The sequence below is a fragment of the Ruegeria sp. PrR005 genome (genome assembly GCF_010500245.1).
GTDB lineage: Bacteria > Pseudomonadota > Alphaproteobacteria > Rhodobacterales > Rhodobacteraceae > Ruegeria_B > Ruegeria_B marisflavi.
On sequence record NZ_JAAGOX010000057.1, the window covers coordinates 109,661 to 125,131 of the forward strand.

A 15,471-nucleotide genomic window follows, 5' to 3' on the forward strand; every position below is an offset into this window, starting at 1 on the left:
GCCCGGGCTTGTTATCGTCTGAAGAGATGACGCTTAACTTGTTCACGAAGGAGGGCGGGATGCGGGCAATCATCATCGGCGCAGGCATGGGAGGGTTGATGGCGGCCCTGGCGCTCCGGCAATCCGGGGTCTTTTCCGCGATAGAGGTTTACGAGCAGACCAGACACCCCAGCACAGCCGGGGCCGGGCTCAACATTCCACCCAATGGGGCGCGGATCTGCCGCTGGCTGGGGGTCGATCTGGATGGCGGTGACCCAAAGGGGCCGGATGGCGCGATTGATGGCGGTCGGGCCGCGATCCTGAAATCGACCCGGCAGTTCAACACCGATGGCAGCGTGACCGAAAGGCCATTCGACCATGTCACCGCAGCGGGCGATGCTGCCGGGTTCCATCACATGCACAGGCTGGACCTGCTGATGTGCCTTTACAAACGGGTGTTCGAGTTCGGCCCCGACAGCGGCGCGCCTTGCCCGATCTCGGTGCATATGGACTGTCGGCTCGACCGGTTGCACCAGACGGACGAGGGCGTGACAGCGGTCTTTGCCAACGGACAGAGGGCAACCGGCGACATTCTGGTTGGCGCCGATGGGATCAACTCGGCCACGTTGATGCTGGCATGGCCCAACCCGCGCCCCAAGCGCTGGACCGAGGTCACCTGTTTTCGCGGCCTCATTCCCCGCGCAACCGTGGCCGCGCTGCGCAAGCCTGATGGCCGTCCGCTGGACCACAATCCAATCCACTCTTTCAGCATGGACCGCCACAAGACGGAACGCAGCGGCGCCACCACCTATTGGGTACGCGGCGGCGAGTTGCTGAATGTCTGGATCGCCCGGTATGAACCCGACTCAACCGCCTTTGAACAGGAAGAGGGCGACTGGTTTCCCATCAGTCAGGAGGAGATCACCCGCGACGTCAGCGTGGCCTTTGCCGAGCTTCCCAATTGCGATGACTTAGTCGCCCTGGCCGGGGCGATGGTGCGTCCGACCAAATGGGGGCTTTATGACCGCGACGCGCTGGAGACCTGGGTGCAGGGGCGCATCTGCCTGTTGGGCGACGCGGCGCATCCGATGCTGCCCACGTTCGGCCAGGGGGCGGCGCAGGCATTCGAAGACGCCGCCGCGCTTGGCCGCGCCTTTGCCTTGCACCGCGGCGACGTGCCTTCGGCCCTGTCGCATTACGAACGGGTGCGGCACTATCGCGCCACCCGGTTTCAACTGGGGTCGAAGTTTGCCTTCGACCATCTGCGGCCCAAGGATACGGAGGCGCAAAAGGCACTGCTCGAAGGGCTGGATGAACGCGTCACGCCAGCGTTTTCACACGACAAGCGGGGCGGCGAGAATGACGCCTGGATCTATGCCTTTGACGCCCGCAATATCGGACTGGCCCTGCCCGCCAAGAAATGGGGGCCGTGGGATTACCGCGAGGCGTCGAAAGAGGACCATGCAAAGGCGATGCAAAGCCTCTGGCGGCCAGAGATCCCGGCCAATGGCGCCCGTCGCGTGACCCGCGCCGAGGTCGCCCGGCACAACACCCGCGACGATTGCTGGATCATCGTTTCGGGCAATGTCTATGACATCACGGCCTGGGCGCCCCATCACCCCGGCGGCGCGGGCATTGCCCGGATTTATGCGGGCAAGGATGCGACCGCCGAGTTCGGCGATTATCACAGCACGCAAGCGATCGCGCATATGGCGCATTTCTGTATCGGTGAACTGGTCGAGACAACGGAGGGGGCAGAGCCCTCGGCATGACCCGAGTGACCCAAACAGTCTCTGCCCGGTGACCGAAACGCCCCTGCTCCATCAAGTCGCGCTTGAACCCGGGGCGACCTGCGTTTACCCAACCTGCATGCGTATCATCCGCGACTACAGATTTCTTGAACCCGCAGACCGGGGCGCCAGCGTCGCCATCGGGAATTTCGACGGCGTGCATATCGGCCACCGGTCGGTGATCGAACTGGCGCGGCAGGCGGCGCCCGAGGCGCCACTGGGGGTGATGACCTTCGAGCCGCATCCGCGCGAGTATTTCGCCCCCGACAGCCCGCCCTTTCGCCTGATGCGCGGCCCGGCTCGCGCGCACCGGCTGGAAAAGCTGGGCGTCGAGCGGCTGTATGAGCTGCCCTTCAACGCCGCGCTGGCCGGGTTGACGCCCGAAGAGTTCGCGCGCCGCGTCATCTGCGACGGTCTCGGCCTGGCGCATGTGGTAATCGGTGCCGATTTCTGTTTCGGCAAGGGCCGCAGCGGCAACGCCGCCGACATGGTGCGGTTCGGTCAGCAGATGGGGTACGGTGTCACCATTGCGCCGCTTTTGGAGCAGACCGAGCGCGTGATCTCCTCGACCGCGATCCGCTCCGCGCTAAGCGAGGGCCGCCCGCGTGACGCCGCCGCAATGCTGGGCCATTGGCATCGGATCGAGGGGCCGGTAATCGGCGGCGAGCAGCGCGGGCGCGAATTGGGCTTTCCCACCGCCAATATGTCCATTGACGGGCTGCACCCGCCCCGGTTTGGCGTCTATGCGGTGCTGGTCGATGTGCTGGATGGGCCACACAAGGGCAGCTATCATGGCGCCGCTTCGGTCGGTGTGCGACCGATGTTCAAAGGCGAGCAGCCCAATATCGAAACCTTCCTGTTTGATTTTTCCGGCGATCTTTATGGCGCGACGTTGAGCGTCGGGTTGGTTGAGTATCTTCGTCCCGAAATGACCTTTGACGGGCTGGACGCCCTTATCGCGCAAATGGACGCCGATTGCGCCCGCGCCTGCGACATCCTGGCCGCCCTATGAAAGATCCGATCGACCGCAACGGGCTGCGCCCGCGTTTTTGGGAGCGCAAGCCGCTGGCGCGGCTGAGCAAGACCGAGTGGGAGGCATTGTGCGACGGCTGCGGCAAATGCTGCCTGAACAAGCTCGAGGACGAGGATACAGGCGAGGTCGAACTGACCCGGGTCGCCTGTCGGCTGCTGGATGACGAGAGCTGCCATTGCACACAATACCCGATCCGTCACCAGTTTGTGCCCGATTGCATCGTGCTGACACCTGACAATCTGGACAGCCACGCCTATTGGATGCCCCGCACCTGCGCCTATCGGCTGCTGTGGGAGGGCAAGCCGCTTTTTGACTGGCACCCGCTGATCTCGGGCGATGCCGAAAGCGTGCACCGGGCGGGCGTGTCGGTGCGCGGCATCACCGTATCCGAATTCGAAACCCCCGAAGAAGACTGGGAAGACCATATCATCGAGGAGCCCATCTGATGTTCTTTGCCTCTGACAATTCCGGCCCTGTCCACCCCGAGGTTCTGACTGCCCTGGCCGAGGCCAACCAGGGCTATGCCATGGCCTATGGGGCGGATGCGCAGATGCAGGCGGTGCGCGAGAAAATCCGTCACATTTTCGAGGCGCCCGAGGCGGCGGTTTATCTGGTTGCAACCGGAACGGCGGCCAACTCGCTGGCGTTGGCCACCCTGTCGCAGCCGTGGCAGACGATCTTCTGCTCGCCCGTGGCCCATATCCACGAGGACGAATGCAACGCACCCGAATTCTATTCGGGCGGCGCCAAGTTGACCCTGGTGTCCGGCGGCGACCGGATGACGCCCGAAGCGCTGCGCGCCTCGATCACGGGCGAAGAGACCCGTGGCGTGCACGGGCCGCAGCGCGGCCCGGTTTCGATCACCCAGGTGACCGAACGCGGTGGCGTCTATTCCATCGGCGAGTTGCAGGTTCTGTGCGCCGTGGCCAAGGAGTACGGTCTGCCGGTACATCTGGATGGCGCACGCTTTGCCAATGCGCTGGTCGCCCTCAACGCCTCGCCGGCCGAGATGACTTGGAAGGCGGGCGTTGACGCGGTCAGCTTTGGCGGCACCAAGAATGGCTGCATGGGGGTTGAGGCGGTGATCTTCTTCGACCCGAAACATTCCTGGGAGTTTGAGCTGCGCCGCAAGCGCGGCGCGCATCTCTTTTCAAAACACCGCTATCTGTCGGCGCAGATGGATGCCTATCTGACGGGTGACCTCTGGCTGCGCTCGGCACGGCGGGCCAATGACAATTGCGCCCGACTGGTCGAGGGGCTGCGGACGGCGGGGGCCACGTTCCTGCACGAACCGCAGGCCAATATCGTCTTTGCCAGCTTCCCGCGTGCCACGCACCGGCGGCTGATGGACGCGGGCGCGTCCTATCACCTGTGGGGTGCGGAACTGGAGGGAGAGGACGAGAGCGAGATTCTGGCCTGCCGCATGGTCTGCGACTGGTCGATCGGGACGGATCAGATCGACCGCTTCCTGTCCCTGCTCTAAGCGCGTGGGGGGCGCTGCCCCCCGCGCCGTTCGGCGCTCCCCCCGGAGTATTTTCAGCGAAATGAAGAGGCTGACCGTCAGCCGGCTCGCGACCAGAGCGCGCGGATGTACGCCGCCGTCTCTGCCGGGTGGCTGATGGGCAGCATGTGACCGGCCCCTGCTATGACCTCTTCGGTTGCATCGGGCAGACGCCGCACGAGACCTTTTGAGATCGCCTCCATCACCGGATGGGTCAACCCGCCGCGCAAGAGCAGGACCGGCATCGTGGCGCGGTCGAGCCGCCCGGGCGCCAGCAGCCCGGCCGTGTCATTGAACAGCGCCTCATCCACAGTTGGCACGATGTGAATGCCCCGGATCATTGCCGCGCGGGTCGCTTCGGGCAGGTCCGGCCAACGCGGGCTGTCGGCGGTGCTCCACATCCGGTTGAACAGACGGGCGGCCAGCGCCTTGTCGCCGCTTTTCAGGGCCGAGATATAGGGTTGTGCGTCCTGACCATGCTGTTCGATCAGGTCAGGCGCGTCCCGGCAGGCCACGGCGAAGAACACCGGCTCGATGAGCGTCAGGCTGCGCACGAGGTCCGGGTGTTCGACCGCCAGCCGCAAGGCGACGGTGGCGCCGAAGGAATGGCCGATCACATCCATAGGAGTGTCGAGACAGGCCTGCGCGTTTTCCAGGATGCGATCCTGATAGCCCCCCTGCCCGTCCCAATCCGGGCTGCGGCCGTGGCTGAGCATGTCGGGCGCTGTGAACCGGGCCTCGGCCCCCAGAGCGCGTGCCAGACCCTTCCACGCCCCGGAATGGGCAATGGTGCAATGCAGTGCCAGCACCTTCCGCGGCCCATGGCCGAAATGGCTGACGTGGACGGGTTGGGGCAAAGAGGATGTATCCCTCAACCCTTCATCTCCGACAGATGCGCGTCGAGATCGTCCAGCCGGTCCTGTCCCCAGAACCTCTGGCCATCCGAAGTGATGTAGAACGGGGCGCCAAAGACACCGCGATCGACCGCCTCCTCCAGGTTGGAGGCATAGGTTTCCGCCCCAACCAGCAGGCCGCTGTTTGCCAGATCCGGATCGAAACCGGCGCGGTCCAGGCAATCGCGGATCACCTCGTCCTGCGCGATGTCCGTGTCTTCGGCCCAGCAGGCCCGCAAGATCGAATGACACAGCGCACCGACATCGCCGCTGCCGTCCCGGATCGCTGCAATGATCGCGTAAGAGGAGGGCGCGGCATTCGTCGGCCAATGTGCGGGCTTGAGGTTGAACGGCAAACCGGTCTTCCTGGCCTGACGCTGCAACTCCTGGGCCCGGTATTCGATGCGCGAGGGGTGCCGGTCCTTCGGGGGCACGCCGCCGGTCCGGCCGAAAAGCGCCAGGATATCCACCGGCTTGTAGGCGATGCTGGCCCCGTGCTTTGCGGCCACCTCCTCCAGTCGCATCCCGGCCAGATAGGAAAAGGGCGAGAGTGTCGCAAAAAAGTAGTCGATATCGGCCATGTTCACTTTCTCCGCAGCGTTACCTTTGCTGGACCGTAAGCCCATGCTAAGCGGTGTCAACATCACGAATCTGTCACAACAGACAGTGCTGCCTGGGGATATCCGTCATGCCGTCACTCACCGAACCCAAGCTCATCTCTGGGAACGCCAATCTGCCGTTGGCCCAGTCGATAGCGCGCCGTATGAGCCTGTATCGAGGTGTCGACCAGGGTCTGGTCAACGCCCGTGTCGAACGGTTCAACGATGGCGAGATCTTTGTCGAGGTGTTCGAAAATGTCCGCGGCGAGGACATGTTCATCATCCAGCCGACATCGAACCCCGCCAATGACAATCTGATGGAGCTGCTGATCATCGCAGATGCGCTGCGGCGGTCGTCAGCGGCGCGGATCACGGCGGTAATCCCGTATTTCGGCTATGCCCGGCAGGACCGGCGGACCAAGGCGCGTACGCCTATCAGCGCGAAGCTGGTGGCGAACATGCTGACCGGCGCTGGGATCGAGCGGATCCTGACCATGGACCTGCACGCGGCCCAGATTCAGGGTTTCTTCGATATTCCGGTCGACAACCTCTATGCTTCACCGATTTTCGCCCTGGATGTTCGAACCCATTTCAAGGACCGGATGGGCGACCTGATGGTCGTCTCGCCAGACGTGGGCGGCGTGGCGCGCGCACGCGAACTGGCCAAGCGGATCAACGCGCCGCTGTCGATCGTGGATAAGCGCCGTGAAAAGCCGGGCGAAGTCGCCGAGATGACGGTGATCGGCGATGTGACCGACAAGATCTGCCTGATCGTCGACGACATCTGCGACACGGCCGGAACTCTGTGCAAGGCGGCGCAGGTGCTGCTCGATAATGGCGCGCGCGAGGTCCACTCGTATATCTCGCACGGTGTGATGAGCGGGCCGGCGGTCGAACGGGTGAGCAACTCGGTGATGAAATCGCTGGTGATCACGGATTCGATCCAGCCGACACCGGAAATCCTGGCCGCGCCGAATATCCGTGTGGTCCCAACCGCGCCGATTTTTACCCAGGCGATCCTCAATATCTGGAACGGCACCTCTGTCTCGTCCCTGTTCGAGGACAAGACCCTGCGGCCGATCTACGAGTCGCTCTATCATATGGACTGACGCACCGGTTGCCCGAACCGGGATGGAAATGGCGGCTTCCGGCAACGGTGGCCGCCATCCCTTTTTTTGTTGCATTGGAAATGCATCGCCCGGTCGCGATGGATGATTTCAGTAAAATTTTGTACACTTCATTGGAGCAGTCAGAGACCACCATCGGAAACCGGTAGGCTTTCGGGCGAGGAGCAGACGTCGGAGCGCATATGTCGGATGTGACCATGATTGGCCTTGGCGCGATGGGATCCGCGCTGGCGCTGGCGTACTTGCGAAACGGGCATGGTGTCTCGGTCTGGAACAGAACCACAGCGCGTATGACCTCTGTCGGGAACGAAGGCGCCGTGCCTTGTGAGACCGCTTGGCAAGCCGTCCGCGCCAGCCCGGTCACGGTCATCTGTTTGGACAACTATGACGCGACCTGAGCCCTGATCGACTCCGAGGGTCTTTTGGAAGCGCTGGCCGGTCGCACTCTGGTGCAGTTGAGCACGGGGACACCGGCCGAAGCCTGGCAGCTCGCGCGGTGGCGAAACTCGAACGGCATTGTTGTCCTTGACGGTGCCATCATGCCCTATCCGGAGGGCATCGGCGCCGATTATGCCTGAATCCTGTTTTCGGGGCCTGATGATGATTGCTCCCGGCATCAGCGATTTCCGGCGCCTTGGAAGAAGAATTGCGATACGTCGGCGCAGAAACCGGTGGTGCGGCAGTACTGGACATGGCCTTGTTGAGCCACCAACTCGCCTACTATCTTGGCGTCTGGCACGGGGCGCGGGTCTGTGAGAGCGAAGGGCTCGGCATTGATCTGTTTGCATCGTTGTTGCCGCCCCAGGACCCGGCGGCGCATTTGGCACGGCGCATTTCCGAGCACGACTATGACCAACCCGGAGCGACCCTGGAAGTCTGGAACGCCGCCTTGGACCGGATTCTGGAACAGGCCCAGACAAACAAGATCAATCAGGAGATTCCGGAGCTGATTTCAAGCCTCTTTCGGCGGGCCATCGCGCTGGGTCACGGCCATCGGGATATTGCGACTGTGATAGAAGTGCTTCGAGGGTCCCTCGGCACCTGAAGCTGGCAGCGCCCTCCCAAAGCACCTTGATCGTTCGGCAGCCATCTTTCGCCGATCTGGTTTAGACGTTTTGGTGCCCTACTCGACATCCCAATCGTCTTCGTTGGATACTTCACCGATCGCCGTCCATCCAATGCGAAGCCGGGCGACACGTGTATCGGCCCATGTGCGAAACACGATGTCGAACCCGTCCGGGGTGACGTCATCCGCCTTTACTTCGGCCCGAACTGCCGCTCCGGTATCGACATCCCAAAGTGAGATCCCAACCACAATGGCCGGAGCCGAGCGGAATGCCTGCTTGAAGCGGACGGTATGTCTGCGTTCGCGGTTTCCCGATCCGGTCCACATATCCCCTCCGTTCTCGTAGTCCGAGAACATCGCAACATCGCCTTGCTGAATGGCCATACGGTGGGCGGAGAAAACTTTCATGGGTCACGATCCAAGACGACGACAGGCGGGTGAGAAATATCACAGGCCAATCAGGCCAAAAATTGACGCAAAAAGGGCCAGCCCGTTGCCCGGCTGGCCCCATGTTCTTGCTGCGAAAGCCAGAAGCTTAGAGCCCCATATGGGTGCCCAGGGCCTCCATATCGGCCAGAAGCTTCGCCGCATCGTCCACGATGCTGTGATGCTCCTGTGCCTTGGCCGCGTCATGCGACGCACGCGCTTCGGCGATCAGCTCGTCCAGATGCGCGCGGGTGACTTCCGTTACCGGGATCGCCTTTTCGGCCAGCACCGACAGGGTGTCGGCACCGATCTGGGCGAACCCGCCGGTCACCAGATATTCGCTGGATCCTTCGGGTCCTTCGACCTTGAGGATCCCTGGACGCAGCGTGGTGATGGTGGGGGCATGATCGGGCATTGCCGTCATGTCCCCGTCCGCACCGGGAATCTGGACCGCAGTCACCTGGAGCGACGCAAGGCGGCGCTCCGGGCTGACGAGGTCGAATTGCATTGTATTTGCCATCAGGGATACTCCTTAGGCAGCTGCGGCGGCCATACGCTCGGCTTTGGCGATCACTTCATCGATGCCGCCAACCATATAGAAGGCCGCTTCGGGCAGGTGGTCGTATTCACCGGCCACAACTGCCTTGAACGACGAGATCGTGTCTTCCAGCGGAACCTGCACACCGTCCGAGCCGGTGAACACTTTCGCAACGTCGAAGGGCTGGCTGAGAAAACGCTGGATCTTCCGGGCGCGGGCGACGGTCAGCTTGTCCTCTTCGCTCAGTTCGTCCATGCCAAGGATGGCGATGATGTCCTGGAGCGACTTGTAGCGCTGGAGGATACCCTGAACGTCACGGGCAACCTGATAGTGCTCTTCACCGACAACCTGCGGGTCGAGGATCCGCGACGAGGAGTCGAGCGGGTCAACGGCCGGGTAGATACCCAGTTCCGAGATCGCACGCGACAGAACGGTGGTTGCGTCAAGGTGCGCAAAGGTGGTTGCAGGCGCGGGGTCGGTAAGGTCGTCCGCGGGAACGTAGACGGCCTGGATCGAGGTGATCGAGCCTGCCTTGGTCGAGGTGATGCGTTCCTGCATCGCACCCATGTCGGTGGCCAGCGTCGGCTGGTAACCCACGGCCGAAGGGATACGGCCGAGCAGAGCGGACACTTCGGAACCGGCCTGGGTAAAGCGGAAGATGTTGTCCACGAAGAACAGAACGTCGGTACCGGACTGGTCGCGGAACTGCTCGGCCAGGGTCAGACCGGTCAGTGCGACGCGAGCACGGGCTCCCGGAGGCTCGTTCATCTGGCCGTAGACCAGGGCCACCTGCGACTCTTCGAGGTTATCCGGCTTGATAACGTTGGATTCGATCATCTCGTGGTAGAGGTCGTTGCCCTCACGGGTCCGTTCACCCACACCCGCGAACACCGAGAAACCCGAGTGCACTTTTGCGATGTTGTTGATCAGTTCCATGATGAGAACGGTCTTGCCCACGCCTGCACCGCCGAACAGGCCGATCTTACCACCCTTGGAATAGGGGGCCAGCAGGTCGATGACCTTGATGCCGGTGACCAGGATGTCGGTCGCGGTCGACTGTTCTTCGAACTCGGGTGCGGGCTGGTGGATGGCGCGGGTCTCGGTCGCGTTGACCGGGCCCTTTTCGTCCACCGGCTCGCCGATCACGTTCAGGATGCGGCCCAGGGTGGCATTGCCGACCGGCACCGAGATCGGGCCGCCGGTGTCGGTCACCACGGCGCCACGAACCAGACCTTCGGTCGCGTCCATTGCAATGGTGCGGACAGTGTTTTCGCCCAGGTGCTGAGCCACTTCGAGAACGAGGCGTTTGCCGTTGTTCTCGGTTTCCAGCGCGTTCAGAATTTCAGGCAGTGCGTCATCGAACTGGACGTCGACGACGGCCCCGATGATCTGCGTGACTTTGCCTTTTGCATTCGCCATGTTTCGTCTCCGGATAGTCTTACAGCGCCTCGGCGCCGGAAATGATTTCGATCAGCTCGTTGGTGATGACGGCCTGACGCGAGCGGTTGAACTGGATTGTCAGCTTGTCGATCATCTCGCCCGCGTTGCGGGTCGCGTTGTCCATCGCCGACATCCGGGCGCCCTGTTCCGAGGCCCCGTTTTCGAGCAGTGCCGAGAAGATCTGCGTTGCAACACCACGCGGCAGCAAGTCGGCCAGGATGGCCTCTTCGCTGGGCTCGTAGTCAAACAGCGCAACCTCATCGCCCGCGCCATCGGTCTCGAAGGCCGCCGGGATGATCTGTTGCGCGGTCGGCACCTGGGTCACGACGTTTTCGAACTTCGAGTAGAAGATCGTCGCAACGTCGAACTCCCCGGCATCGAACCGGCCGAGAATGTCGCGGGCGATGTCCTGCGCGTTGGCATAGCCAAGCGATTTGACACCGCTCAGATCCACGTGCCCCACCATATTGGCGGCAAAGTCACGCTTGATCGCATCGCGGCCTTTCTTGCCGACCGTCAGGATCTTGACCGTCTTGCCCTTGGCCAAAAGTTCATTGGCGCGGTTGCGGGCCAGCTTGGCGATGTTCGAGTTGAACCCGCCGCACAGGCCGCGCTCGGCCGTCATGACGACCAGAAGATGGACCTGGTCGCTGCCGGTTCCGCTGAGCAGCTTGGGCGCACTGTCGCTGCCGCCGACCGAGGCCGCCAGCCCCGCCATCACGGCATTGAACCGCTCGGCATAGGGACGGGCTGCTTCGGCAGCGTCCTGGGCGCGGCGGAGCTTTGCCGCCGCGACCATCTGCATGGCTTTGGTGATCTTGCGGGTCGATTTGACCGACTCGATCCTGTTTTTAAGGTCCTTGAGAGAAGGCATGTCCCAACTCTCTCCTTATGCGAACGTGGCGGCGTATTCGTCGATCGCTGCCTTGAGTTTGTTCTCGGCGTCGCCCTTGATCTTCGGATCTTCCTTGGTGATCCACTCAAGGATATCGGCGCGCTTGCCACGCATGTGAGCGATCAGGCCTGCTTCCCAGCGGCCGACGTCCTTCAGGGCGACCTTGTCGAGGTAGCCGTTGGTGCCAGCGAAGATGACGCAGACGATTTCCGCGTTGGTCAGCGGCGAATACTGCGGCTGCTTCATCAGCTCGGTCAGACGCGCACCGCGGTTCAGCAGCTGCTGGGTTGCGGCGTCGAGGTCGGAACCAAACTGGGCAAAGGCCGCCATCTCGCGATACTGGGCCAGCGACAGTTTCACCGGGCCTGCAACGGTCTTCATCGCGTTGGTCTGGGCCGAAGAGCCCACGCGCGACACCGACAGACCGGTGTTCACGGCGGGGCGGATGCCCTGGTAGAACAGTTCGGTTTCCAGGAAGATCTGGCCGTCGGTGATCGAGATCACGTTGGTCGGGATAAAGGCCGACACGTCGCCGCCCTGGGTTTCGATGACCGGCAGAGCAGTCAAGGAACCGGCGCCGAAGTCTTCGTTCAGCTTTGCCGAACGCTCCAGCAGGCGCGAGTGGAGATAGAAAACGTCGCCCGGATAGGCTTCACGTCCCGGCGGACGGCGCAGCAGCAGCGACATCTGGCGATAGGCCACGGCCTGTTTCGACAGGTCATCATAGATGATCAGCGCATGGCGGCCGTTGTCGCGGAAGTATTCGGCCATCGCGGTTGCGGCATAGGGCGCCAGGAACTGCATCGGCGCCGGGTCGGACGCGGTTGCGGCCACGACGATCGAGTATTTCAGCGCGTCGGCTTCTTCCAGCTTCTTGACCAGCTGGGCAACGGTCGAACGCTTCTGACCCACGGCCACGTAAACGCAGTAGAGCTTCTTGCTCTCGTCGTCGCCAGCGGCTTCGTTATAGGACTTCTGGTTCAGGATGGTGTCGAGTGCGATCGCGGTCTTGCCGGTCTGACGGTCGCCGATGATCAGCTCGCGCTGGCCACGGCCGATCGGGATCATCGAGTCAACAGCCTTGAGGCCGGTCGCCATCGGCTCGTGCACCGATTTACGCGGGATGATGCCGGGCGCCTTGACGTCGGCAACGCCGCGCTGCTTGGCGTTGATCGGGCCTTTGCCGTCGATCGGGTTGCCCAGACCGTCAACAACGCGTCCCAGCAGCTCGTCACCCTGCGGCACGTCCACGATGGAGTTGGTGCGCTTGACAGTGTCGCCTTCCTTGATGTCCCGGTCCGAGCCGAAGATCACGACGCCGACGTTGTCGCTTTCCAGGTTCAGCGCCATGCCCATGATGCCGCCCGGGAACTCGACCATTTCACCAGCCTGAACATTGTCGAGGCCGTAAACGCGGGCGATACCGTCGCCGACGCTCAGCACGCGACCGATTTCGGCCACTTCTGCTTCCTGACCAAAATTCTTGATCTGGTCCTTCAGGATTGCAGAAATCTCTGCAGCTTGGATACCCATTTATCCGACCTCTTTCATTGCATTCTGGAGGGAGTTGAGCTTGGAGCGGATCGAGCTGTCGATCATCTTCGAGCCAACTTTGACGACAAGACCGCCGATGAGGGCTTCATCCACGGTCGCATTGATGGTGACAGACTTGCCGACGCGCTCGCTGAGCGTCTTGGTCAGCTTGTCGATCTGGGTCTTGGTCAGGGCCTTGGCCGATGTGACCTCGGCGGTCACTTCACCGCGTTCTTCGGCCAGCGCGTCCTGAAGTGCCTTGAGCAACTGCGGCAGAACAAACAAGCGGCGCTTTTGTGCCATAAGACCCAGCGAATTGGTCAGCACGGCGCCAAGCTTCATTTTCTTGGCAATCGCAGTGATCGCGGCTTCCTGTTCTGTGCGGGACACCAGCGGCGACGCGATCAGACCACGCAGGTCGGCGCTTTCGGCCAGGGCGGCAGCCAGATCATTGATGCCGGTTTCCAGACCTTTCAGGTCATTATTCTCTTTCGCGATCTCGAAAATCGCGGTGGCATAGCGCGCGGCAATGCCTGCGGAAATCGAAGCTGGTTCGGACACGTCCACCCTTCCGATATTATTGGCCCCGAACGCGCCGTTTGCGCGACCCCGGGGGCGTGAAGAAACCCCGCCGTGACGGCGGGGCATCGAAATCACCGGGGATGTAGCAGAGCGTTCCTTATGTCGCAATATAGTATAGCGATAACGGCCTTGCACCCAAATCGTGTGTTTTCAATGTCTTAACGAAACTGCGACCCTTTGGACCCCCATGACTGCTTGAAAAATGTTACCCGATTGCAGGTTTTCGCGATTCCTGTGATGCAAAACGGCATGCGCACACGGGCAGATGCCGCCAAGGGCACGCAGGACCGCTGTTGCCGGGATCAGCTCTGCAAGCCGCCCTGACAGCTGCCCCTGATGCATCGACATACGGTGCCCCGCGTCCTGTTACTTGACAAGAGCGGATCAACTGACGCGATATAGAGTCAGGTGATTTTTCCGAGGAGTGTTTTCGAATGGGTTTTCTTTCAGCTTTGCTGGGCCTCGGCGCACTTGCCGCGTTGAGTGGTTTGTTCGACTCATCGGACGACGGGGAAAGCGAAACACCGGGCGAACCGGACGAAACGCCGGAAACCCCCGAAGAAGAGGGCGCGCAGGACACCGGTGCAACGGTTACCACGCTCGAAGACGGCACGGTTGAGGTTGAACTGGGTGAGCACGAAACCGGTGGCCTTGTATCCCTGATCTATCTGGATTCCGAGGACACCGGCGAGAGTTCCGATTTCTACACCAAGTTCGAAACCCGGATCTATCTAGCGCCGGAAGGAACCGATTTATCGCAAAACGCTTCTGAATCATCGTCCGGGATTCCCGGATATGACGCGTTCGTAGCAGGCAATGGGACCGGAGCGTATGATCTGGAAGCTCTGGAAGAAACGCTTGGTCTGGAACTGCTCCATACCATTGACCTGATGCCGTCAATGCCTGACGGACAACCCACCTTCCCTGCCCTGATTGATCTGGGTCTGGACGCTCTTGATCAGGTCGAGGCGAACGCTCCAATCAAATCCTACTTTCTTGAGGCTGTGACAGATGGTGACGACCTGTCGCTCTTCCTGCCCGAAGATTACGTCCCGACCTACAACGGCGTCGCCGCGACCGCTGTGACCGACAACGTAACTGGGGGAGATGAAACCGACTGGTTTGCCGTGGAAGAAGGCGCGCCGACAGGGCTTGTCGTCGACACACAGGGTGGCGACGATTTGGTAACGACCAAAGTCGATGACACCGAAATTCGTGCGGGCGACGGCGATGACCTAGTCATTGCATACAGTAACGGTAACTCTGTCAGCGGTGGCGCAGGCAACGATACAATCAACGCCAGCGGTCATGATCTGGTGATCACAGGCGATGCCGGTGCCGACCAAATCCACACCTACGGGAGCGGCCAGGTGATGGGTGGCGAGGGCAATGACACACTCTACGCCGGAAATGATCAAGACCATTCCAGCTTGTCAAGCCGTTGGAATCCCTTCGAAATCGCACTGGAAACGGGATTGCCACTTGAAGTTGATGGTGGCGCAGGAAGCGACAATATCATTGTCAGCGGCGTCAACACCACAGGCTATGGTGGAGAGGGCGACGATTTCCTGTCCGTCGAGAACGGTGCCATGGGCTATGGCGGCGACGGCAATGATCATCTTCAGTTGAGCGCGGGCAGCACGGTTTTTGGTGAGGACGGCGACGATCTGTTCACAATGAACGAGTTTCAAAATGCCCCGGACAGCGCCGTTGCGACCGGTGGCGATGGCGCTGATACCTACCGCCTGGCGATACGCGGAGCAAATGCCCCGGATCCCGAACCCTATTTGAGGATCACCGATTTCGATCCCTCCGAAGATGCTCTCGAGGTTGCCCTGTGGAACCGCGATTCGGAGACCATCGAGTCGGTCACCCTGAGCGAGGCCTCGGACGGCAGCCATACGGATGTGCTGGTCAATGTGTCCAACATCTACGGGCAACCGCCCGCCTCTGTAATCATCCGGCTGGATGGTGTGACCGGAATGTCGCCGGACGCGGTGGTGATCCAAGCCTGACCCATGAGCCAGCTCGCCCGGGACGGCGGGCGGGGCGCCTTTTGGCGGCAGCCA

General features: G+C 61.9%; 17 protein-coding genes. 9 read left to right on the forward strand and 8 right to left on the reverse strand.

Annotated elements, in window-relative coordinates:
- The first annotated feature begins 59 nt into the window (after window positions 1-59).
- From G0P99_RS25005 to G0P99_RS23965, 4 genes are all read left to right on the forward strand, one after another.
- Window positions 60-1,751, forward strand: a complete 1,692-nt coding sequence (locus G0P99_RS25005; RefSeq protein WP_164133016.1) for a cytochrome b5 domain-containing protein — start codon at window positions 60-62, stop codon at window positions 1,749-1,751.
- Between the two features lie 97 nt (window positions 1,752-1,848).
- Window positions 1,849-2,781, forward strand: a complete 933-nt coding sequence (locus G0P99_RS23955) for a bifunctional riboflavin kinase/FAD synthetase (RefSeq protein WP_164133017.1) — start codon at window positions 1,849-1,851, stop codon at window positions 2,779-2,781.
- Complete coding sequence (locus G0P99_RS23960) at window positions 2,778-3,248, forward strand: YcgN family cysteine cluster protein (protein ID WP_164133018.1); 471 nt, start codon at window positions 2,778-2,780, stop codon at window positions 3,246-3,248. Before G0P99_RS23955 ends, G0P99_RS23960 begins: the two co-directional genes overlap by 4 nt.
- The gene (locus G0P99_RS23965) at window positions 3,248-4,285 is read left to right on the forward strand and encodes a low specificity L-threonine aldolase (RefSeq protein WP_164133019.1); all 1,038 of its coding nucleotides are present in this window, start codon (window positions 3,248-3,250) and stop codon (window positions 4,283-4,285) included. Before G0P99_RS23960 ends, G0P99_RS23965 begins: the two co-directional genes overlap by 1 nt.
- Window positions 4,286-4,362: 77 nt before the next feature.
- On the opposite strand, the gene G0P99_RS23970 is transcribed toward G0P99_RS23965, so the two are convergent.
- Window positions 4,363-5,160, reverse strand: a complete 798-nt coding sequence (locus tag G0P99_RS23970; protein WP_239059926.1) for an alpha/beta fold hydrolase — start codon at window positions 5,158-5,160, stop codon at window positions 4,363-4,365.
- Between the two features lie 14 nt (window positions 5,161-5,174).
- A complete protein-coding gene (locus tag G0P99_RS23975) occupies window positions 5,175-5,777 on the reverse strand; it encodes a 2-hydroxychromene-2-carboxylate isomerase (RefSeq protein ID WP_164133021.1) in 603 nt (200 codons plus the stop codon).
- 107 nt (window positions 5,778-5,884) lie between these two features.
- Between G0P99_RS23975 and G0P99_RS23980 the strand changes: the two genes are divergently transcribed.
- From G0P99_RS23980 to G0P99_RS23995, 4 genes are all read left to right on the forward strand, one after another.
- Window positions 5,885-6,904 (forward strand): ribose-phosphate pyrophosphokinase, encoded by a 1,020-nt coding sequence (locus G0P99_RS23980; protein ID WP_164133022.1) that lies wholly within the window; start codon window positions 5,885-5,887, stop codon window positions 6,902-6,904.
- A 200-nt stretch (window positions 6,905-7,104) separates the two neighbouring features.
- Complete coding sequence (locus G0P99_RS23985; RefSeq protein WP_164133023.1) at window positions 7,105-7,320, forward strand: NAD(P)-binding domain-containing protein; 216 nt, start codon at window positions 7,105-7,107, stop codon at window positions 7,318-7,320.
- Window positions 7,321-7,344: 24 nt separating this feature from the next.
- Window positions 7,345-7,500, forward strand: a complete 156-nt coding sequence (locus G0P99_RS23990) for a hypothetical protein (protein WP_164133024.1) — start codon at window positions 7,345-7,347, stop codon at window positions 7,498-7,500.
- 56 nt (window positions 7,501-7,556) lie between these two features.
- Window positions 7,557-7,967, forward strand: coding sequence for a hypothetical protein (locus tag G0P99_RS23995; protein WP_164133025.1), 411 nt, complete (start codon window positions 7,557-7,559; stop codon window positions 7,965-7,967).
- A gap of 78 nt (window positions 7,968-8,045) precedes the next feature.
- Here the strand turns inward: G0P99_RS23995 and G0P99_RS24000 are convergent, their stop codons facing one another.
- The 6 genes from G0P99_RS24000 to G0P99_RS24025 form a co-directional block, all read right to left on the reverse strand.
- A complete protein-coding gene (locus G0P99_RS24000) occupies window positions 8,046-8,396 on the reverse strand; it encodes an H-type lectin domain-containing protein (RefSeq protein ID WP_164133026.1) in 351 nt (116 codons plus the stop codon).
- A 127-nt stretch (window positions 8,397-8,523) separates the two neighbouring features.
- Window positions 8,524-8,934, reverse strand: coding sequence for a F0F1 ATP synthase subunit epsilon (locus G0P99_RS24005; protein ID WP_164133027.1), 411 nt, complete (start codon window positions 8,932-8,934; stop codon window positions 8,524-8,526).
- 12 nt (window positions 8,935-8,946) lie between these two features.
- Window positions 8,947-10,371 (reverse strand): F0F1 ATP synthase subunit beta, encoded by a 1,425-nt coding sequence (gene atpD / locus G0P99_RS24010; RefSeq protein ID WP_164133028.1) that lies wholly within the window; start codon window positions 10,369-10,371, stop codon window positions 8,947-8,949.
- A 19-nt stretch (window positions 10,372-10,390) separates the two neighbouring features.
- Window positions 10,391-11,266, reverse strand: coding sequence for a F0F1 ATP synthase subunit gamma (locus G0P99_RS24015; RefSeq protein ID WP_164133029.1), 876 nt, complete (start codon window positions 11,264-11,266; stop codon window positions 10,391-10,393).
- Window positions 11,267-11,281: 15 nt separating this feature from the next.
- Window positions 11,282-12,820, reverse strand: coding sequence for a F0F1 ATP synthase subunit alpha (gene atpA, locus G0P99_RS24020; RefSeq protein WP_164133030.1), 1,539 nt, complete (start codon window positions 12,818-12,820; stop codon window positions 11,282-11,284).
- Entirely contained in the window at window positions 12,821-13,381 is a 561-nt protein-coding gene (locus G0P99_RS24025; protein ID WP_164133031.1) for a F0F1 ATP synthase subunit delta, read from the reverse strand. It abuts the gene before it with no gap.
- 455 nt (window positions 13,382-13,836) lie between these two features.
- On the opposite strand from G0P99_RS24025, the gene G0P99_RS24030 reads away from it, so the two are divergent.
- Window positions 13,837-15,417, forward strand: coding sequence for a calcium-binding protein (locus tag G0P99_RS24030; RefSeq protein ID WP_164133032.1), 1,581 nt, complete (start codon window positions 13,837-13,839; stop codon window positions 15,415-15,417).
- The last annotated feature ends 54 nt before the right edge of the window (window positions 15,418-15,471 follow it).